The sequence below is a fragment of the Stutzerimonas kirkiae genome (genome assembly GCF_004327335.1).
In the GTDB taxonomy this organism is placed as follows: Bacteria; Pseudomonadota; Gammaproteobacteria; order Pseudomonadales; family Pseudomonadaceae; genus Stutzerimonas; species Stutzerimonas kirkiae.
On sequence record NZ_QJUO01000008.1, the window covers coordinates 76,350 to 90,406 of the forward strand.

Below are 14,057 nucleotides of genomic sequence, written 5' to 3' on the forward strand. Positions count from 1 at the left end.
GGGGCCGGCCCAGGCCGATGCCCGGATAGCCTGAAATAACTGAGGGGTTCCTTGCATGTGTGGCATTGTCGGCATTGTCGGTAAGTCGAACGTCAATCAGGCGCTGTATGACGCGCTTACCGTTCTGCAACACCGCGGGCAGGATGCGGCGGGTATCGTGACCAGCGATGGTGAGCGGCTGTTCCTGCGCAAGGACAACGGCCTGGTGCGCGATGTATTCCAGCAGCGCCACATGCAGCGCCTGGTCGGTAACATCGGTATCGCCCATGTGCGCTATCCGACGGCGGGCAGCTCGACCTCGGCGGAGGCGCAGCCGTTCTATGTCAATTCGCCGTATGGCATCACCCTGGCGCACAACGGCAACCTGACCAACGTCGAGCAACTGACCAAGGAGCTCTACGAAGCAGACCTGCGCCATGTGAACACCAACTCCGATTCGGAGGTGCTGCTCAATGTCTTCGCCCATGAGCTGGCCCAGCGCGGCAAGCTGCAACCGACCGAGGAGGATATCTTCGCCGCGGTGAGCAAGGTGCACGAGCGCTGCCGTGGCGGTTATGCCGCGGTGGCCATGGTGACGGGCTATGGCATCGTCGGTTTCCGCGACCCCTATGCCATCCGCCCGATCGTGTTCGGCCAGCGCCAGACCGATGACGGCGTCGAGTACATGATCGCTTCGGAAAGCGTCGCGCTGGATGTGCTCGGCTTTACCCTGATCCGCGACCTGGCGCCGGGCGAGGCGGTCTACATCACCGAGCAGGGCGAGCTCTATACCCGCCAGTGCGCCCGTGATCCGCGTTATGCGCCGTGCATTTTCGAACATGTCTACCTGGCGCGGCCGGACTCCATGATGGATGGCGTCTCGGTCTACAAGGCGCGCCTGCGCATGGGCGAGCGGCTGGCGGAGAAGATCCTGCGCGAGCGCCCGGACCACGATATCGACGTGATCATCCCTATCCCCGACACCAGCCGCTGTGCCGCGCTGGAGCTGGCGAACCGGCTCGGGGTGCGCTTTCGCGAGGGTTTCGTGAAGAATCGCTATATCGGCCGCACCTTCATCATGCCCGGCCAGGCCGCACGCAAGAAATCGGTACGGCAGAAGCTCAATGCCATCGACCTGGAGTTCCGTGGCAAGAACGTGATGCTGGTGGACGACTCCATCGTGCGCGGCACCACCTGCAAGCAGATCATCCAGATGGCGCGCGAAGCCGGGGCGAAGAAGGTCTATTTCTGCTCGGCGGCGCCGGCCGTGCGTTACCCGAACGTGTATGGCATCGATATGCCCAGCGCCCATGAACTGATCGCCCATGGCCGCAGCACCGAGGAAGTGTCGGAGCTGATCGGCAGTGACTGGCTGGTCTACCAGGACCTGTCGGACCTGATCGAGGCGGTGGGTGGCGGCAAGATCAAGATCGAGCACTTCGATTGTGCGGTGTTCGACGGCCAGTATGTGACCGGCGATGTCGATGAAGCCTATCTGAACCGCATCGAAGAGAGCCGCAACGACCTGAACAAATCCCGTGTCGCGCTTATCAGCGATGAAACCATCGGGCTGTACAACACCCAGGCCTGATGGCCGCCGTGACGAGGTGAAAGAATCATGACCACAGAATGGAATGCCGGGCGGTTGGACAGCGACCTGGACCAGGCGGCCTTCGACACCCTGGCCGTGCGTGCCGGCCAGCATCGCACCGCGGAAGGCGAGCACAGCGAGGCGCTGTTCCCTACCTCCAGCTATGTGTTCAGGAGCGCGGCCGATGCCGCGGCGCGTTTTGCCGGCGAGCAGCCGGGGAACGTCTACTCGCGCTACACCAACCCGACCGTGCGCGCCTTCGAGGAACGCATCGCTGCCCTGGAAGGCGCCGAGCAGGCCGTGGCGACCGCTTCCGGCATGTCGGCGATCCTCTCCATCGCCATGAGCCTGTGCAGCGCCGGTGACCATGTGCTGGTTTCGCGCAGCGTGTTCGGCTCGACCATCAGCCTGTTCGAGAAATACCTCAAGCGCTTCGGCGTGCAGGTCGACTACGTGCCGCTCTCCGACCTGGCCGCCTGGGAGGGCGCATTCAAGCCCAATACCCGCCTGCTGTTCGTCGAATCGCCCTCCAACCCGCTGGCCGAACTGGTGGATATCGCCGCCCTGGGCAAGATCGCCCATGCCCATGGTGCCCTGCTGGCGGTGGATAACTGCTTCTGCACGCCGGCGCTGCAACAACCCTTGCAGCTTGGCGCCGATATCGTCATGCACTCGGCGACCAAGTACATCGATGGCCAGGGCAGGGCGCTGGGTGGCGTGGTGGCCGGTAGCGCCAAGCTGATGGAGAGCGTCGTCGGCTTCCTGCGCACCGCCGGGCCGACGCTCAGCCCGTTCAACGCCTGGATCTTCCTCAAGGGCCTGGAAACCCTGCGTATCCGTATGCAGGCCCACTGTGCCAGCGCCCTGCAACTGGCGCAGTGGCTGGAAATCCAGCCTGGCATCGAGCATGTCTACTACAGCGGCCTGGCCAGCCATCCCCAGCATGAACTGGCCAAGCGCCAACAGAAGGACTTCGGTGCCGTGGTCAGTTTCGAGGTCAAGGGCGGCAAGCAAGCCGCCTGGCGCTTCATCGACGCCACCCGGGTGATCTCCATCACCACCAACCTGGGCGATACCAAGACCACCATCGCCCATCCGGCCAGCACCTCCCATGGCCGCCTTTCCGCCGAGGAGCGGGCCAGTGCCGGTATCAAGGACAGCCTGATACGGGTAGCGGTGGGGCTGGAGGATATCGCCGACCTGAAGGCCGACCTGGCCCGTGGGCTGGCGGCGCTGTGATCGCCCTGGGAAAACACCGGCAAAGTGTTGACTTGCTCATGGTGGATGAGTAAATTGCGCGCCTCACAGGATGAACGGCCCGATAAGCCGCTCGCTGGACCTGTGGAATGGGCGAAAGCCCAGCCGACGCGCAGCGGTAGTTCAGTCGGTTAGAATACCGGCCTGTCACGCCGGGGGTCGCGGGTTCGAGTCCCGTCCGCTGCGCCATACAATGATCGGTTCGCAGGTTTCTGCGCAAGCGATCGACGAAAAAGCGACCTTCACGGTCGCTTTTTCGTTTCTACCCTCCGGTACCGCCCTCATCGCTTTCATCCCGTTTCCTCGGGGCCTGACAGCGCCGCCGCCATGCGGTCGTATTTGGCAACAAGGGCGCCTGGCTGTCCGTGGGTCTCTGGCCTATACCCTCTATTCCAGCGATATCCCGTGGAGGGTGGACAATGACAATAAACAGACTCCATGTCGGCCAGCGTGTGCGTGTCCCCGAGCATCATCTGCCACCCGGCCTGCCGCGTCAGGTCCGGCATGGCACCGTGGTGGAAATAGAACCCCTGCGCATCGACCTGCAGCGTGCGCTGGTGCTGTTGGAGGGGGAGCCGAGCGGCCTGGTCGCCTGCAATTCCTGCGACATAGAGCGTCAGTGAGAGCGGGGCCGTCGGCCCGGGCGCAGGGCGGATACCGTTCGTCAGCCCTGCGCGAACCGCTTGGATAAAGCCCGAGTCAAGATCATGGACCGTGCAATACAGCACTATCTGGAAGATCTGATTAAGGAGTGACATCCATGCGTATGAGTGGACTTGCGGCAACAACGGCTCTTGGCGTTTGTCTGGCCGGTACCTCGCATGTCTATGCGGATTCGGTGACCGGCCCTGTTTCCAACATTGGCCTGATCGGTTCGCATAACCAGTACAAGCTGACCGTGGACGGCGAGAGTGACAAGGACAGGGTCAATCAGGGCGGCCTGTACTATAACTTCGGCAACAAGCTGACCGGCCAGGAAGGCGTCGTCTATCAGATCGGTGCGGAAGGCCAGTACGGCAAAGAGGGCGATACCAAGTTCAAAGCGGCCAAGGCCGAGTTCGATGTGGGCCTGCGCGCGCCCCTGAGCATCAACAACTACCTGGACTTCATCGTCGGTGGTGGCTATGACTGGGGGCGTGTGCAGCAGGATGACGTGCGCATCGGCTTTACCGAAGAGGATGTCAAGCTGACCACTAAGCAGCCATTCGCCAAGGCCGGTGTCGGTTACAACTACCTGACGCCCGGCTATACGGTACGCCTGGAACTGGGTGCCCGTTATTCCATCGAAGGCCGCAGCAAGCTCAAGGTCGGGGACGAAAGCGAGTCGGTGGATCTCAAGGACAAGGTCAACCCCTATGGTGAGTTGAGCTTCCTGTGGAACAAGGGCATCAACAACCTGCCCGTGAGCGCGGGTCTGTACTACACCCAGACGCGCTATCAACTGGATAGCGGCAATGTCGTCGCCCAGCGCACCAAGCTCAAGCAGGAGCAGGTCGGCCTGAAGCTGGGCCTGGCATTCTGATTCCGCTGTGATCGAAAAGCCCCGGCAGGCGACTGCCGGGGCTTTCGTGTATCTGCGCCGGCCAATCCGTGGTCCATGTCGCGCGTTGGCTATCGACCGGGCTGAGCGTGGATCATAAATATATTCCTAAAATGTATTTATATTGATTTTTTTATATCTATATAGTCGCTCCATGCCTGGCAGCCGAACAATCGGCCTGCCGCACCAGGGACAAGGCCCGAGCAGTGGCCTGTCAAAGCGATGCGCCGCTGGCGCTTTTGCATGGAGCTTTCTATGTCGGCTGTTGCCACTACCCATACCAACGAGGTGTCGGCACAACACTTCGAGGTCATTCCTCTCGATGCGCCTCTGGGGGCCGAGATCATCGGCCTGGACCTTGGCCGGCCACTGGGCGCCGACGATTTCGCCCGTGTCCACCGCGCTCATCTCGATCACGGCCTGCTGGTGTTCCGCGAGCAGCGCATCGACCCCGAGCAGCAGATCGCCTTCAGCCGCCGCTTCGGTACGCTGCAAATCCACGTGCTCAAGCAGTTCCTGCTGTCCGGGCACCCGGAAGTCTTCATCATTTCCAATATCGTCGAGAACGGCCAGCCGATCGGCCTGGGCGATGCCGGCAAGTTCTGGCATTCCGACCTGTCCTACAAGGAGTTTCCCAGCCTGGGCTCCATGCTGCTGGCCCAGGAACTGCCGGAGGAGGGCGGTGACACGCTGTTCGCCAGCCAGCAACTGGCCTACGAGAGCCTGTCGGGCGAGCTGCGCCAGGCCATCGAGGGCAAGCGCGCGGCGCATTCCTACACCGCGCGCTACGCCGACGAAGTGTTTTCCGGCATCCGCCGGCCGACCCTGACCGAGGCACAACTGGCCGAGGTCAAGGCGGTGGTCCACCCGGTAGTGCGCAGCCACCCGGAAACCGGGCGCAAGGGGCTGTTCGTCAACGAGAATTTCACTACCCACATCCTCGACCTGCCCGAAGACGAAAGCCGGCAGATACTCGCCGAGCTGTTCGCCCACAGCGCCCGTCCGGAGTTTATCTACCGCCATCAGTGGCAGCCGCACGACATGCTGTTCTGGGACAACCGCGCGCTGATCCACCTGGCCACCGGCTGCCCTGGCCATCTGCGCCGACGCATGCACCGCACGACCATCCAGGGCGACGTTCCGTTCTGAGTTTGCCCCTGGTTCGTCCGCCATCGCTTTTCCATACATCCGCCATCCCTTTTCCATGGAGTCACGACATGTCGTCAGGCAAGCGCTTTCCCTTCATTCCCCGTTTCGGCCGGCTGGTCGCCGGCATCGGCCTTTCCTTCAGCCTGCTGGCCGGCACCCTGGCCGCGCCGCAGGCGGCCCAGGCCGAGGGGCAGATTCGCATCGCCGAGCAGTTCGGCATCGTCTACCTGCTGCTCAACGTGGTGCGTGACCAGCAATTGATCGAGAAGCACGGCAAGGCCGACGGCCTGGAGATCAAGGTCGACTGGCGGCAACTGTCCGGCGGCGCGGCGATCAACGATGCGCTGCTGTCCGGCGCCATCGACATCGCCGGGGCGGGTATCGGCCCGCTGCTGACCGTGTGGGACCGCACCCATGGCCGGCAGAACGTCAAGGGCGTGGCCTCGCTGGGCAACTTTCCCTACTACCTGCTGAGCAACAACCCCAAGGTCAAGAGCATCGCAGATTTCACCGAGAAGGACCGTATCGCCGTGCCGGCGGTGGGCGTGTCGGTGCAGTCGCGCTTCCTCCAGTACGCCGCCGCCAAGCAGTGGGGCGACAAGGAATTCAACCGCCTGGACAAATACAGCTTGGCGCTGCCGCATCCGGACGCCACCGCTTCGCTGCTGTCCGGCGGCACCGAGCTGACCGCGCATTTCTCCAACCCGCCGTTCCAGAACCAGGCGCTGGAGAACCCCGACGTGCACGTGGTGCTGGACACCTACGAACTGCTCGGGCCGAACTCGCCGACCGTGCTCTACGCCACCGAGAAGTTCCGTGCGGACAACCCCAGGACCTACAAGGCCTTCGTCGCCGCGTTGGCCGAGGCGGCCGAGTTCGCCCAGAACGACAAGGGCGCGGCGGCCGACACCTACATCCGCGTCACCGGGGCGAAGATCAGCCGCGAGGACCTGCTGAAGATCATCGACAACGAACAGATCCAGTTCAGCGTGACGCCGACCAACACCTACCCGCTGGCCGACTTCCTCCATCGCGTCGGTGCGATCAAGAACAAGCCGGCCTCCTGGCAGGACTACTTCTTCGAAGACGCCGCCATCGGCCAGGGAAGCTGATGCCATGAACGCCCCCTTGCAAGGCCACACGGCCAGCAATCCGCGCCATGCCGCCAACGCCTTCGACACCCTACTGCAGGTGGAGCAGGTCAGCCTGGAATACCGCACCCCGCAGCGCGTGGTGCGCGCCACTCACGAAGTCAGCTTCGAGGTGGACCGCGCCGATCGTTTCGTCGTGCTCGGCCCTTCCGGCTGCGGCAAGTCGACCCTGCTCAAGGCCGTTGCCGGTTTTATCGAGCCGGTCGCCGGCAGCATCCGCCTGGATGGGACGCAGGTGCGCGAGCCGGGGCCTGACCGCATCGTGGTGTTCCAGGAGTTCGACCAGTTGCCGCCGTGGAAGACGGTCAGGCAGAACGTCATGTTCCCGCTGCTGGCTTCGCGCACCCTGGGCCGTCGCGAAGCCGAGGAGCGAGCCCTGCATTACCTGGACAAGGTTGGCCTGGCGGCCTTCGCCGATGCCTACCCGCATACCTTGTCCGGCGGCATGAAGGCGCGCGTGGCCATCGCCCGCGCCCTGGCCATGCAGCCGAAGATCCTGTTGATGGACGAGCCGTTCGCCGCGCTCGACGCCCTGACCCGGCGCAAGATGCAGGAAGAGCTGCTGCGACTCTGGGAGGAGGTGCGCTTCACCCTGCTGTTCGTCACCCACTCCATCGAGGAGGCGCTGATCGTCGGCAACCGCATCCTGCTGCTGTCGCCGCACCCCGGGCGGGTACGGGCGGAAATCAACAGCCACCAGTTCGATCTGCACAGCCTCGGTGGTGTGGCCTTCCAGCAGACCGCGCAGCGTATCCACCGGCTGTTGTTCGATGAGGACGGCGAGGGCGGCAGTGGCGCCGAGCTGGGCTTCCACGACATCCGCATCGCCTACTGAGGAGCGTGAAATCATGAGTCTTTCCCCCACGCGGCGCGAGGAATACGAAATCCCCCCGCAGCCGCTGCCGGACTTCAAGCTGGAGCGCGAGCTGCCAGCGTGGCAGCGCCTGTGGCAGCAGGGCTGGCTGCGCAAGTCGCTGATCCTGCTGGTACTGGCACTGCTCTGGGAACTGGCGGCGCGTTACCAGGGCAACGACCTGTTGCTGCCGAGCTTCGTGCAGACCGCCAGGGCCTTCGTCGAGGGCATCGGCAGCGGCGAACTGCTGGAGAAGGTGGCGATCTCGCTATCGGTGCTGGTCAAGGGCTACCTGCTCGGCATCGTCCTGGCCTTCCTGCTCACCACCCTGGCGGTGTCGACGCAGCTCGGCCGCGACCTGCTGTCGACGCTGACCGCGATGTTCAACCCGCTGCCGGCCATCGCCCTGCTGCCGTTGTCGCTGCTGTGGTTCGGCCTGGGCGAGAACAGCCTGATCTTCGTGCTGGTGCATTCGGTGCTCTGGGCGCTGGCGCTGAATACCTACGCGGGTTTTCTCGGCGTGTCCGAGACCCAGCGCATGGCCGGGCGCAACTATGGCCTGAAGGGGCTGCGCTTCGTGCTGTTCATCCTGATCCCGGCGGCGCTGCCGTCGATCCTCGCCGGGCTGAAGATCGGCTGGGCCTTTGCCTGGCGCACGCTGATCGCCGCCGAGCTGGTGTTCGGCGCTTCCAGCGGCAAGGGCGGGCTGGGTTGGTACATCTTCCAGAACCGCAACGAGCTGTACACCGACAAGGTGTTCGCCGGCCTGGCGGCGGTGATCCTGATCGGCCTGCTGGTGGAGAACCTGATCTTCGCCAGCGTCGAACGGATCACCGTCAAGCGCTGGGGGATGCAGCGTTGATAACCCTTGGCCGCTGGCAAGGGGCTTCGATAAAGGCACCGCAGGCCGGTTCTCGTGCAGCTTCCAGCTTTCCAGCGCTCTTTTCGGCTTTTTTGCAATGAATAGCGTGACTACCCGGATATCGACCTGATTGGCGAGTGTTTTACATGCCCTACAGCTACCTCTCCCACCTATATTGCCCGAAAACCGGCGAACGCCACGACGCCAGCCGCATCCAGCAACTCAGCAGCGTTGGTGCGCCGCTGCTGGCCGCCTATGACCTGCAGGCGCTCAAGGAGCGCTGGAAGCCCGCCGACCTGCTCGGCCGCGAGGCCAGCCTGTGGCGCTACCATGAGTTGTTGCCGGTGCTCGACCCGGCCAACGTGGTCAGCCTCGGCGAGGGCTTCACGCCTTTGCTGCGTACGCCGCGCATCGGCCGCGACCTTGGCCTGGACGATCTCTGGTTGAAGGACGAGGGCATCATTCCCACCGGCTCGTTCAAGGCGCGTGGCGCGGCGGTCGGCGTGTCCAAGGCCCTGGAACTGGGCGTCAAGGCCCTGGCCATGCCGACCAACGGCAACGCCGGCGCGGCCTGGTCGCTGTACGCCGCGCGCGCTGGTATCGAGGCCACGGTGGTGATGCCGCAGGACGCGCCGCTGATTACCCGCAACGAGACGGCCATCTCCGGCGCCAGGCTGTACCTGGTCGACGGGCTGATTTCCGATGCCGGCAAGCAGGTGGCCCAGGCGGTGGCCGAAGGCGGGCTGTACGATGCCTCGACGCTCAAGGAGCCGTACCGCATCGAGGGCAAGAAGACCATGGGCCTGGAGATTGCCGAGCAGTTCGGCTGGCGGCTGCCCGATGTGATCTTCTATCCCACCGGTGGCGGGGTGGGGCTGATCGGCCTGCACAAGGCCTTCAAGGAACTGCGCGAGCTGGGCTGGATCGCCGCCGACCAGCCGCTGCCGCGCCTGGTGGCGGTGCAGGCCAGCGGCTGCGCGCCCATCGTCAGGGCCTGGGAGGCGCGAGCGCAGGTGTCCGAATTCTGGGAAAACTCGCAGACGCTGGCCTTCGGCATCAACGTGCCCAAGGCCCTCGGTGACTTCCTGGTGCTCGAAGCACTGTACGAAAGCCAGGGCTATGCCATCGCCGTGGACGACGCCGAACTGCTCGCCGAGCAGCGCAAGGTGGCCGAACTCGAAGGCGCCTTCGTCTGCCCCGAGGGCGCGGCGTTGTACGCGGCGGCGCGCAAGCTGCGCGAGGGCGGCTGGATCGCGGCGGGCGAGCGGGTGGTGATCCTCAACACCGGCGCCGGTATCAAGTACCCGGATACCGTGCAGGTGGACGTGCCGCTGCTGCAACCCGGGGACCGGTTGCCGCGATGAGCTTCGACTGGAATTTCGTGCTGTCCACCCTGCCGGCCTTCCTCAAGGCCGTGGGCGTGACCCTGCAGGTCGGCGCCATCGCCATCGGCACCTCGCTGCTGGTGGCGCTGTGCAACGCCGCGCTGCTGGCCTGCCGCGTGCCGCTGTTGCAGGTGCTGGTCAAGGTTTACGTCGAGGTGGCGCGCAACACGCCGTTGCTGATCCAGTTGTTCTTCATCTACTTCGCCCTGCCGAGTGTCGGCATCCGTATTTCCGGCTTCGCCTCGGCGGTGATCGCCATGACCTTCCTTGGCGGCGCCTACCTCACTGAAGTGCTGCGCGCCGGGGTGGAGGCGGTGCCCAGGGCGCAGATCGAGTCGGGGCTGGCCATCGGCCTGTCGCGCTGGCAACTGCTGTGCCATGTGATCCTGCCGCAGGCCGGGCTGCTCAGCCTGCCGGCGCTGTTCGCCAACTTCATCTTCCTGCTCAAGGAGACCACCGTGGTCTCGGCGGTGGCGGTGCCGGAGATCCTCTACACCACCAAGAGCTATATCGCCCTCTACTACAAGACCTACGAGATGCTGGCGGTGATGGCGGCGCTGTGCGTGCTGCTGTTCCTGCCACTGTCGCTGCTGCTCGGCTACCTGGAACGGAGGCTGCAACATGGCCAGTTCGGGTCTTGAACTGCTCTGGGTATCCGCGCCGCAACTGGCGAAAGGCGCCTGGGAAACCCTGAGTATCTCGGCCGCCTCGATCTTCTTCGCCAGCCTCGGCGGCGTGCTCTACGGCGTGCTGCGCAACCTTGCCGGGCTCTGGAGCAAGCGCTGGCTGGACCTGACGTTGCGTATCTACCTGGAAGCCTTCCGCGCCATCCCGGTACTGGTCTGGCTGTACCTGTTGTTCTTCGGCCTGCCGATCTTCCTCGGTGTCAGCGTGCCGAGTTTCTGGTGCGCGGTGCTGGTGTTGTCGCTATGGGGCGCCAGCGAGGTCGGCGAGGTGGTGCGGGGCGGATTGCAATCGTTGCCGCGCGGCCAGCGCGAAGCGGGGCTGGCGATCGGCCTGAGCACGCCGCAGTTGTACGCCGAAGTGCTGCTGCCGCAGGCGCTCAAGCGCATCATGCCGCCGACCATCAACGTCTACACGCGGATCATCAAGACCAGCTCGCTGGCGGTGCTGATCGGCGTGGTCGAGGTGATCAAGGTCGGCCAGCAGATCATCGAGCGCACCTACGAATCGCTGCTGATCTACGGCTTCCTGTTCGTTTTCTTCTTCCTGTTGTGCTACCCGCTGTCGGCCGCTTCCCGTGTGCTGGAGCGGCGCTGGAGTCATGCATGAGCGCCTTGATCGAACTGTCCTCATTCAGCAAGCGCTTCGGTGACAGCCAGGTGCTCGATGGTATCGACCTGCGCGTCGAGCGTGGCGAAGTGGTGGTGATCCTCGGCCCCAGCGGCTGCGGCAAGAGCACCCTGCTGCGCTGCCTGAACGGCCTGGAACTGGGGCAGGGCGGCAGCCTGCGCTTCGCCGGGCGCGAGCTGGGCGCCGACGCGGACTGGCGCGAGGTACGCCAGCGCATCGGCATGGTGTTCCAGAGCTACCAGTTGTTCCCGCACAAGACGGTGTTGCAGAACATCCTGCTCGGCCCGCTCAAGGTGCAGAAGCGCCCTCTCGCCGAGGCCGTGGCGCAGGCCGAGGCGCTGCTGGCGCGGGTCGGTCTGCTGGACAAGCGCGACGCCTGGCCGCGCGAGCTGTCCGGCGGGCAGCAGCAGCGCATCGCCATCGTCCGCGCGCTGTGCATGAACCCCGAAGTGATGCTGTTCGACGAAGTCACCGCCGCCCTCGACCCGGAAATGGTCAAGGAAGTGCTGGAAGTGATCCTCGGCCTGGCCGAAAGCGGCATGACCCTGTTGATCGTCACCCATGAAATGGCCTTCGCCCGCGCGGTGGCCGACCGAATCCTGTTCATGGACGGCGGCGTGATCGCCGAACAGAACGATCCCGAAAGCTTTTTCAGCAACCCGCGGACCGCGCGCGCGCAGCAGTTCCTGGAGAAGTTCTCTTATGTGGAAAACCTGCCTAGAAGGAAAACGCGATGAAACTCGGATCCGCATTGATGTTCCCGTTGCTGGCCGCCGGCCTGCTGGTCGGCTGTGGCAACAATAACGAGGCGCCCAAACAGGCCGCCAGCGAGCCCCAGCCGGCCGCCGAAGCCGCGGCGCCCCAGGGCTACCTGGACAAGATCAGGGAGCGCGACCGGCTGATCGTCGGCGTGTTCAGCGACAAGCCGCCGTTCGGCTTCGTCAACGAAAAGGGCGAGTACGTCGGCTTCGACACCGACATCGCCAAGCGCTTCGCCAAGGACCTGCTCGGCGACGAGAAGAAGGTCGAGTTTGTGGTGGTCGAACCGGCCAGCCGCATTCCTTTCCTGCAGAGCGACAAGGTCGACCTGATCCTCGCCAACATGACTGTCACCCCGGAGCGCGCCGAGGCGGTGGACTTCACCAACCCCAACCTGCGCGTCGCGGTACAGGCCATCGTCGCCGAGGACAGCGCGGTACGCCGGCTCGATGACCTGGCCGACAAGACCACCATCGTCACCACCGGCACCACCGCCGATATCTGGCTGACGCAGAACCGTCCGGACTGGAAGCTGCTCAAGTTCGAGAAGAACTCCGAGTCGCTGCAGGCCCTGGCCAACGGCCGTGGCGACGCCTATGCGCAGGACAACCTGGTGCTGTTCAGCTGGGCCAAGCAGAATCCCGGCTACCGCGTGCTGGAAGACAAGCTCGGCGACGAGGCGCCGATCGCACCGGCGGTGAAAAAGGGCAATATCGAGCTGCGCAACTGGGTCGACGAAGATCTGGCCAAACTGGGCGAGGAACAGTTCCTGCTCAAGCTCTACGACCAGTACGTGCGTCCCGAACTGGCCGACGATACCGATCCGGACTCGGTGATCGTCGAAGGCGGCAAATGGCAGGAGTGATCGCCTGGCGGCGTCCCGTCTTGCACGGGGCGTCCTGAGCGTGGGAGCGGGCTGGCCTGCGAATGGAGCAAAACCCTCGCGGCCAAGGCCGCTCCCGGGGAGCGATGAAACGAAAAGCCCCGTATCACCTGAGTGATACGGGGCTTTTCGTGTATTTGGTTGCGGGAGCCGGATTTGAACCGACGACCTTCGGGTTATGAGCCCGACGAGCTACCAGACTGCTCCATCCCGCGTCTGTGGGGCGCATTCTACAGGCTTTTCCTCTCTTGTCACGGAAAAAATCCAATAAATTTCGATACTTGTGTGTGCCCTGCAAATCCAGGCTGTCCGCTCGCGGGTGGCTGCGTACAATGCGCGCTTTTGCGTGGATGAGCTGCGGATGCAAATTGCCCTGGCGCCGATGGAGGGTTTGGTCGACGAAATCCTGCGCGATCTGTTGACCCGCTGCGGCGGGATCGACTGGTGCGTGACGGAATTCGTGCGGGTCTGCGACCGGCTGCTGCCGGCTTCCAGTTTCCACAAACTCGCCCCCGAGTTGCGCCGGGGTTCGCTGACCGCTGCCGGTGTACCGCTGCGCCTGCAACTGCTCGGTTCCGATCCCGCCTGCCTGGCGGATAACGCCGCCTATGCCTGCAGTATTGGTGCGACAGCCATCGACCTGAACTTCGGCTGCCCGGCGAAAACCGTCAACAAGTCCCGCGGCGGGGCGATCCTGCTCAACGAGCCCGAGCTTTTATGGCGCATCCTGCGTGAGGTGCGCGGCGCCGTACCGGCGGCGATCCCGGTCACGGCCAAGATGCGCCTGGGCTTCAGCAGCACCGATGGCACCCTGGAGTGCGCACGGGCGCTGGTGGATGGTGGGGCGCAGCAACTGGTGGTGCATGCCCGTACCAAGGTCGATGGCTACAAGCCGCCGGCGCACTGGGAATGGGTGGCGCGGGTGCAGGAGGTGGTAACGGTTCCGGTCTACGCCAACGGCGAAGTCTGGAGCCTGGAGGACTGGCAGCGCTGCCGCAGCGTCAGCGGCGTGGATAACGTCATGCTGGGGCGCGGGCTGGTGTCCCGCCCGGACCTGGCGCGGCAGATCGCCGCCTGGCGCGAGGGGCTTGAGTTCTCTCCCATGGGTTGGAAAGAACTCAAGCCGCTGCTCGAGGATTTCTGGCGGCAGGCGCGCTACAAGGTGGCGCCGCGTTACGCGCCAGGCCGCCTGAAGCAGTGGCTGGCGCTGCTGACGCGCAACTATCCCGAGGCGAAGCGGTTGTTCGACGAACTGCGCCGGGAAAACGATTGCGAGCGAATAGACATACTCTTGGCGCGGGCTTGAAATTCTCCCGTACGACCCTAGTGAATGC

At 64.3% G+C, this 14,057-nt stretch carries 14 protein-coding genes and 2 tRNA genes; 15 read left to right on the forward strand and 1 reads right to left on the reverse strand.

Going from position 1 to position 14,057, the window contains the following annotated elements:
* Positions 1 to 55 precede the first annotated feature (55 nt).
* The 14 genes from purF to DNJ95_RS06920 all read left to right on the forward strand — a co-directional run bounded on the left by purF (position 56) and on the right by DNJ95_RS06920 (position 12,705).
* Entirely contained in the window at positions 56 to 1,570 is a 1,515-nt protein-coding gene (gene purF, locus DNJ95_RS06855) for an amidophosphoribosyltransferase (RefSeq protein WP_131183980.1), read from the forward strand.
* 27 nt (positions 1,571 to 1,597) lie between these two features.
* Entirely contained in the window at positions 1,598 to 2,809 is a 1,212-nt protein-coding gene (locus tag DNJ95_RS06860) for an O-succinylhomoserine sulfhydrylase (RefSeq protein ID WP_131183981.1), read from the forward strand.
* Positions 2,810 to 2,939: 130 nt separating this feature from the next.
* Positions 2,940 to 3,016 (forward strand) — tRNA-Asp (locus tag DNJ95_RS06865).
* Positions 3,017 to 3,246: 230 nt separating this feature from the next.
* Positions 3,247 to 3,450 carry a hypothetical protein gene (locus DNJ95_RS06870; protein WP_131183982.1) on the forward strand — a complete coding sequence of 68 codons (204 nt, stop codon included), beginning with the start codon at positions 3,247 to 3,249 and terminating at the stop codon, positions 3,448 to 3,450.
* 137 nt (positions 3,451 to 3,587) lie between these two features.
* The gene (locus tag DNJ95_RS06875) at positions 3,588 to 4,349 is read left to right on the forward strand and encodes a hypothetical protein (RefSeq protein ID WP_131183983.1); all 762 of its coding nucleotides are present in this window, start codon (positions 3,588 to 3,590) and stop codon (positions 4,347 to 4,349) included.
* A gap of 273 nt (positions 4,350 to 4,622) precedes the next feature.
* The gene (locus DNJ95_RS06880) at positions 4,623 to 5,516 is read left to right on the forward strand and encodes a TauD/TfdA dioxygenase family protein (protein WP_131183984.1); all 894 of its coding nucleotides are present in this window, start codon (positions 4,623 to 4,625) and stop codon (positions 5,514 to 5,516) included.
* A gap of 68 nt (positions 5,517 to 5,584) precedes the next feature.
* The gene (locus tag DNJ95_RS06885; protein WP_131183985.1) at positions 5,585 to 6,628 is read left to right on the forward strand and encodes an ABC transporter substrate-binding protein; all 1,044 of its coding nucleotides are present in this window, start codon (positions 5,585 to 5,587) and stop codon (positions 6,626 to 6,628) included.
* 4 nt (positions 6,629 to 6,632) lie between these two features.
* Positions 6,633 to 7,502 (forward strand): ABC transporter ATP-binding protein, encoded by an 870-nt coding sequence (locus DNJ95_RS06890; RefSeq protein ID WP_131183986.1) that lies wholly within the window; start codon positions 6,633 to 6,635, stop codon positions 7,500 to 7,502.
* A 13-nt stretch (positions 7,503 to 7,515) separates the two neighbouring features.
* Positions 7,516 to 8,382, forward strand: coding sequence for an ABC transporter permease (locus tag DNJ95_RS06895; protein ID WP_131183987.1), 867 nt, complete (start codon positions 7,516 to 7,518; stop codon positions 8,380 to 8,382).
* 146 nt (positions 8,383 to 8,528) lie between these two features.
* Positions 8,529 to 9,746 (forward strand): threonine synthase, encoded by a 1,218-nt coding sequence (locus DNJ95_RS06900; protein ID WP_131183988.1) that lies wholly within the window; start codon positions 8,529 to 8,531, stop codon positions 9,744 to 9,746.
* The gene (locus DNJ95_RS06905) at positions 9,743 to 10,408 is read left to right on the forward strand and encodes an amino acid ABC transporter permease (protein ID WP_131183989.1); all 666 of its coding nucleotides are present in this window, start codon (positions 9,743 to 9,745) and stop codon (positions 10,406 to 10,408) included. Before DNJ95_RS06900 ends, DNJ95_RS06905 begins: the two co-directional genes overlap by 4 nt.
* Entirely contained in the window at positions 10,389 to 11,060 is a 672-nt protein-coding gene (locus DNJ95_RS06910; protein ID WP_131183990.1) for an amino acid ABC transporter permease, read from the forward strand. The genes DNJ95_RS06905 and DNJ95_RS06910 overlap by 20 nt, the downstream gene beginning before the upstream one ends.
* Entirely contained in the window at positions 11,057 to 11,818 is a 762-nt protein-coding gene (locus DNJ95_RS06915) for an amino acid ABC transporter ATP-binding protein (protein ID WP_131183991.1), read from the forward strand. The genes DNJ95_RS06910 and DNJ95_RS06915 overlap by 4 nt, the downstream gene beginning before the upstream one ends.
* Positions 11,815 to 12,705 carry a transporter substrate-binding domain-containing protein gene (locus DNJ95_RS06920; RefSeq protein ID WP_131183992.1) on the forward strand — a complete coding sequence of 297 codons (891 nt, stop codon included), beginning with the start codon at positions 11,815 to 11,817 and terminating at the stop codon, positions 12,703 to 12,705. Before DNJ95_RS06915 ends, DNJ95_RS06920 begins: the two co-directional genes overlap by 4 nt.
* 156 nt (positions 12,706 to 12,861) lie before the next feature.
* Here DNJ95_RS06920 and DNJ95_RS06925 read toward each other — a convergent pair.
* A tRNA-Met gene (locus tag DNJ95_RS06925) sits at positions 12,862 to 12,938 on the reverse strand.
* Positions 12,939 to 13,084: 146 nt separating this feature from the next.
* On the opposite strand from DNJ95_RS06925, the gene DNJ95_RS06930 reads away from it, so the two are divergent.
* A complete protein-coding gene (locus DNJ95_RS06930; RefSeq protein ID WP_131183993.1) occupies positions 13,085 to 14,029 on the forward strand; it encodes a tRNA dihydrouridine synthase in 945 nt (314 codons plus the stop codon).
* Positions 14,030 to 14,057 lie beyond the last annotated feature (28 nt).

Excerpts from the sequence above, each read along its gene's own strand:
- purF (WP_131183980.1), top strand. The coding sequence starts at position 56 with ATGTGTGGCATTGTCGGCATTGTCGGTAAGTCGAACGTCAATCAGGCG.
- DNJ95_RS06860 (WP_131183981.1), top strand. The coding sequence starts at position 1,598 with ATGACCACAGAATGGAATGCCGGGCGGTTGGACAGCGACCTGGACCAG.
- DNJ95_RS06870 (WP_131183982.1), top strand. The coding sequence starts at position 3,247 with ATGACAATAAACAGACTCCATGTCGGCCAGCGTGTGCGTGTCCCCGAG.
- DNJ95_RS06875 (WP_131183983.1), top strand. The coding sequence starts at position 3,588 with ATGCGTATGAGTGGACTTGCGGCAACAACGGCTCTTGGCGTTTGTCTG.
- DNJ95_RS06880 (WP_131183984.1), top strand. The coding sequence starts at position 4,623 with ATGTCGGCTGTTGCCACTACCCATACCAACGAGGTGTCGGCACAACAC.
- DNJ95_RS06885 (WP_131183985.1), top strand. The coding sequence starts at position 5,585 with ATGTCGTCAGGCAAGCGCTTTCCCTTCATTCCCCGTTTCGGCCGGCTG.
- DNJ95_RS06890 (WP_131183986.1), top strand. The coding sequence starts at position 6,633 with ATGAACGCCCCCTTGCAAGGCCACACGGCCAGCAATCCGCGCCATGCC.
- DNJ95_RS06895 (WP_131183987.1), top strand. The coding sequence starts at position 7,516 with ATGAGTCTTTCCCCCACGCGGCGCGAGGAATACGAAATCCCCCCGCAG.
- DNJ95_RS06900 (WP_131183988.1), top strand. The coding sequence starts at position 8,529 with ATGCCCTACAGCTACCTCTCCCACCTATATTGCCCGAAAACCGGCGAA.
- DNJ95_RS06905 (WP_131183989.1), top strand. The coding sequence starts at position 9,743 with ATGAGCTTCGACTGGAATTTCGTGCTGTCCACCCTGCCGGCCTTCCTC.
- DNJ95_RS06910 (WP_131183990.1), top strand. The coding sequence starts at position 10,389 with ATGGCCAGTTCGGGTCTTGAACTGCTCTGGGTATCCGCGCCGCAACTG.
- DNJ95_RS06915 (WP_131183991.1), top strand. The coding sequence starts at position 11,057 with ATGAGCGCCTTGATCGAACTGTCCTCATTCAGCAAGCGCTTCGGTGAC.
- DNJ95_RS06920 (WP_131183992.1), top strand. The coding sequence starts at position 11,815 with ATGAAACTCGGATCCGCATTGATGTTCCCGTTGCTGGCCGCCGGCCTG.
- DNJ95_RS06930 (WP_131183993.1), top strand. The coding sequence starts at position 13,085 with ATGCAAATTGCCCTGGCGCCGATGGAGGGTTTGGTCGACGAAATCCTG.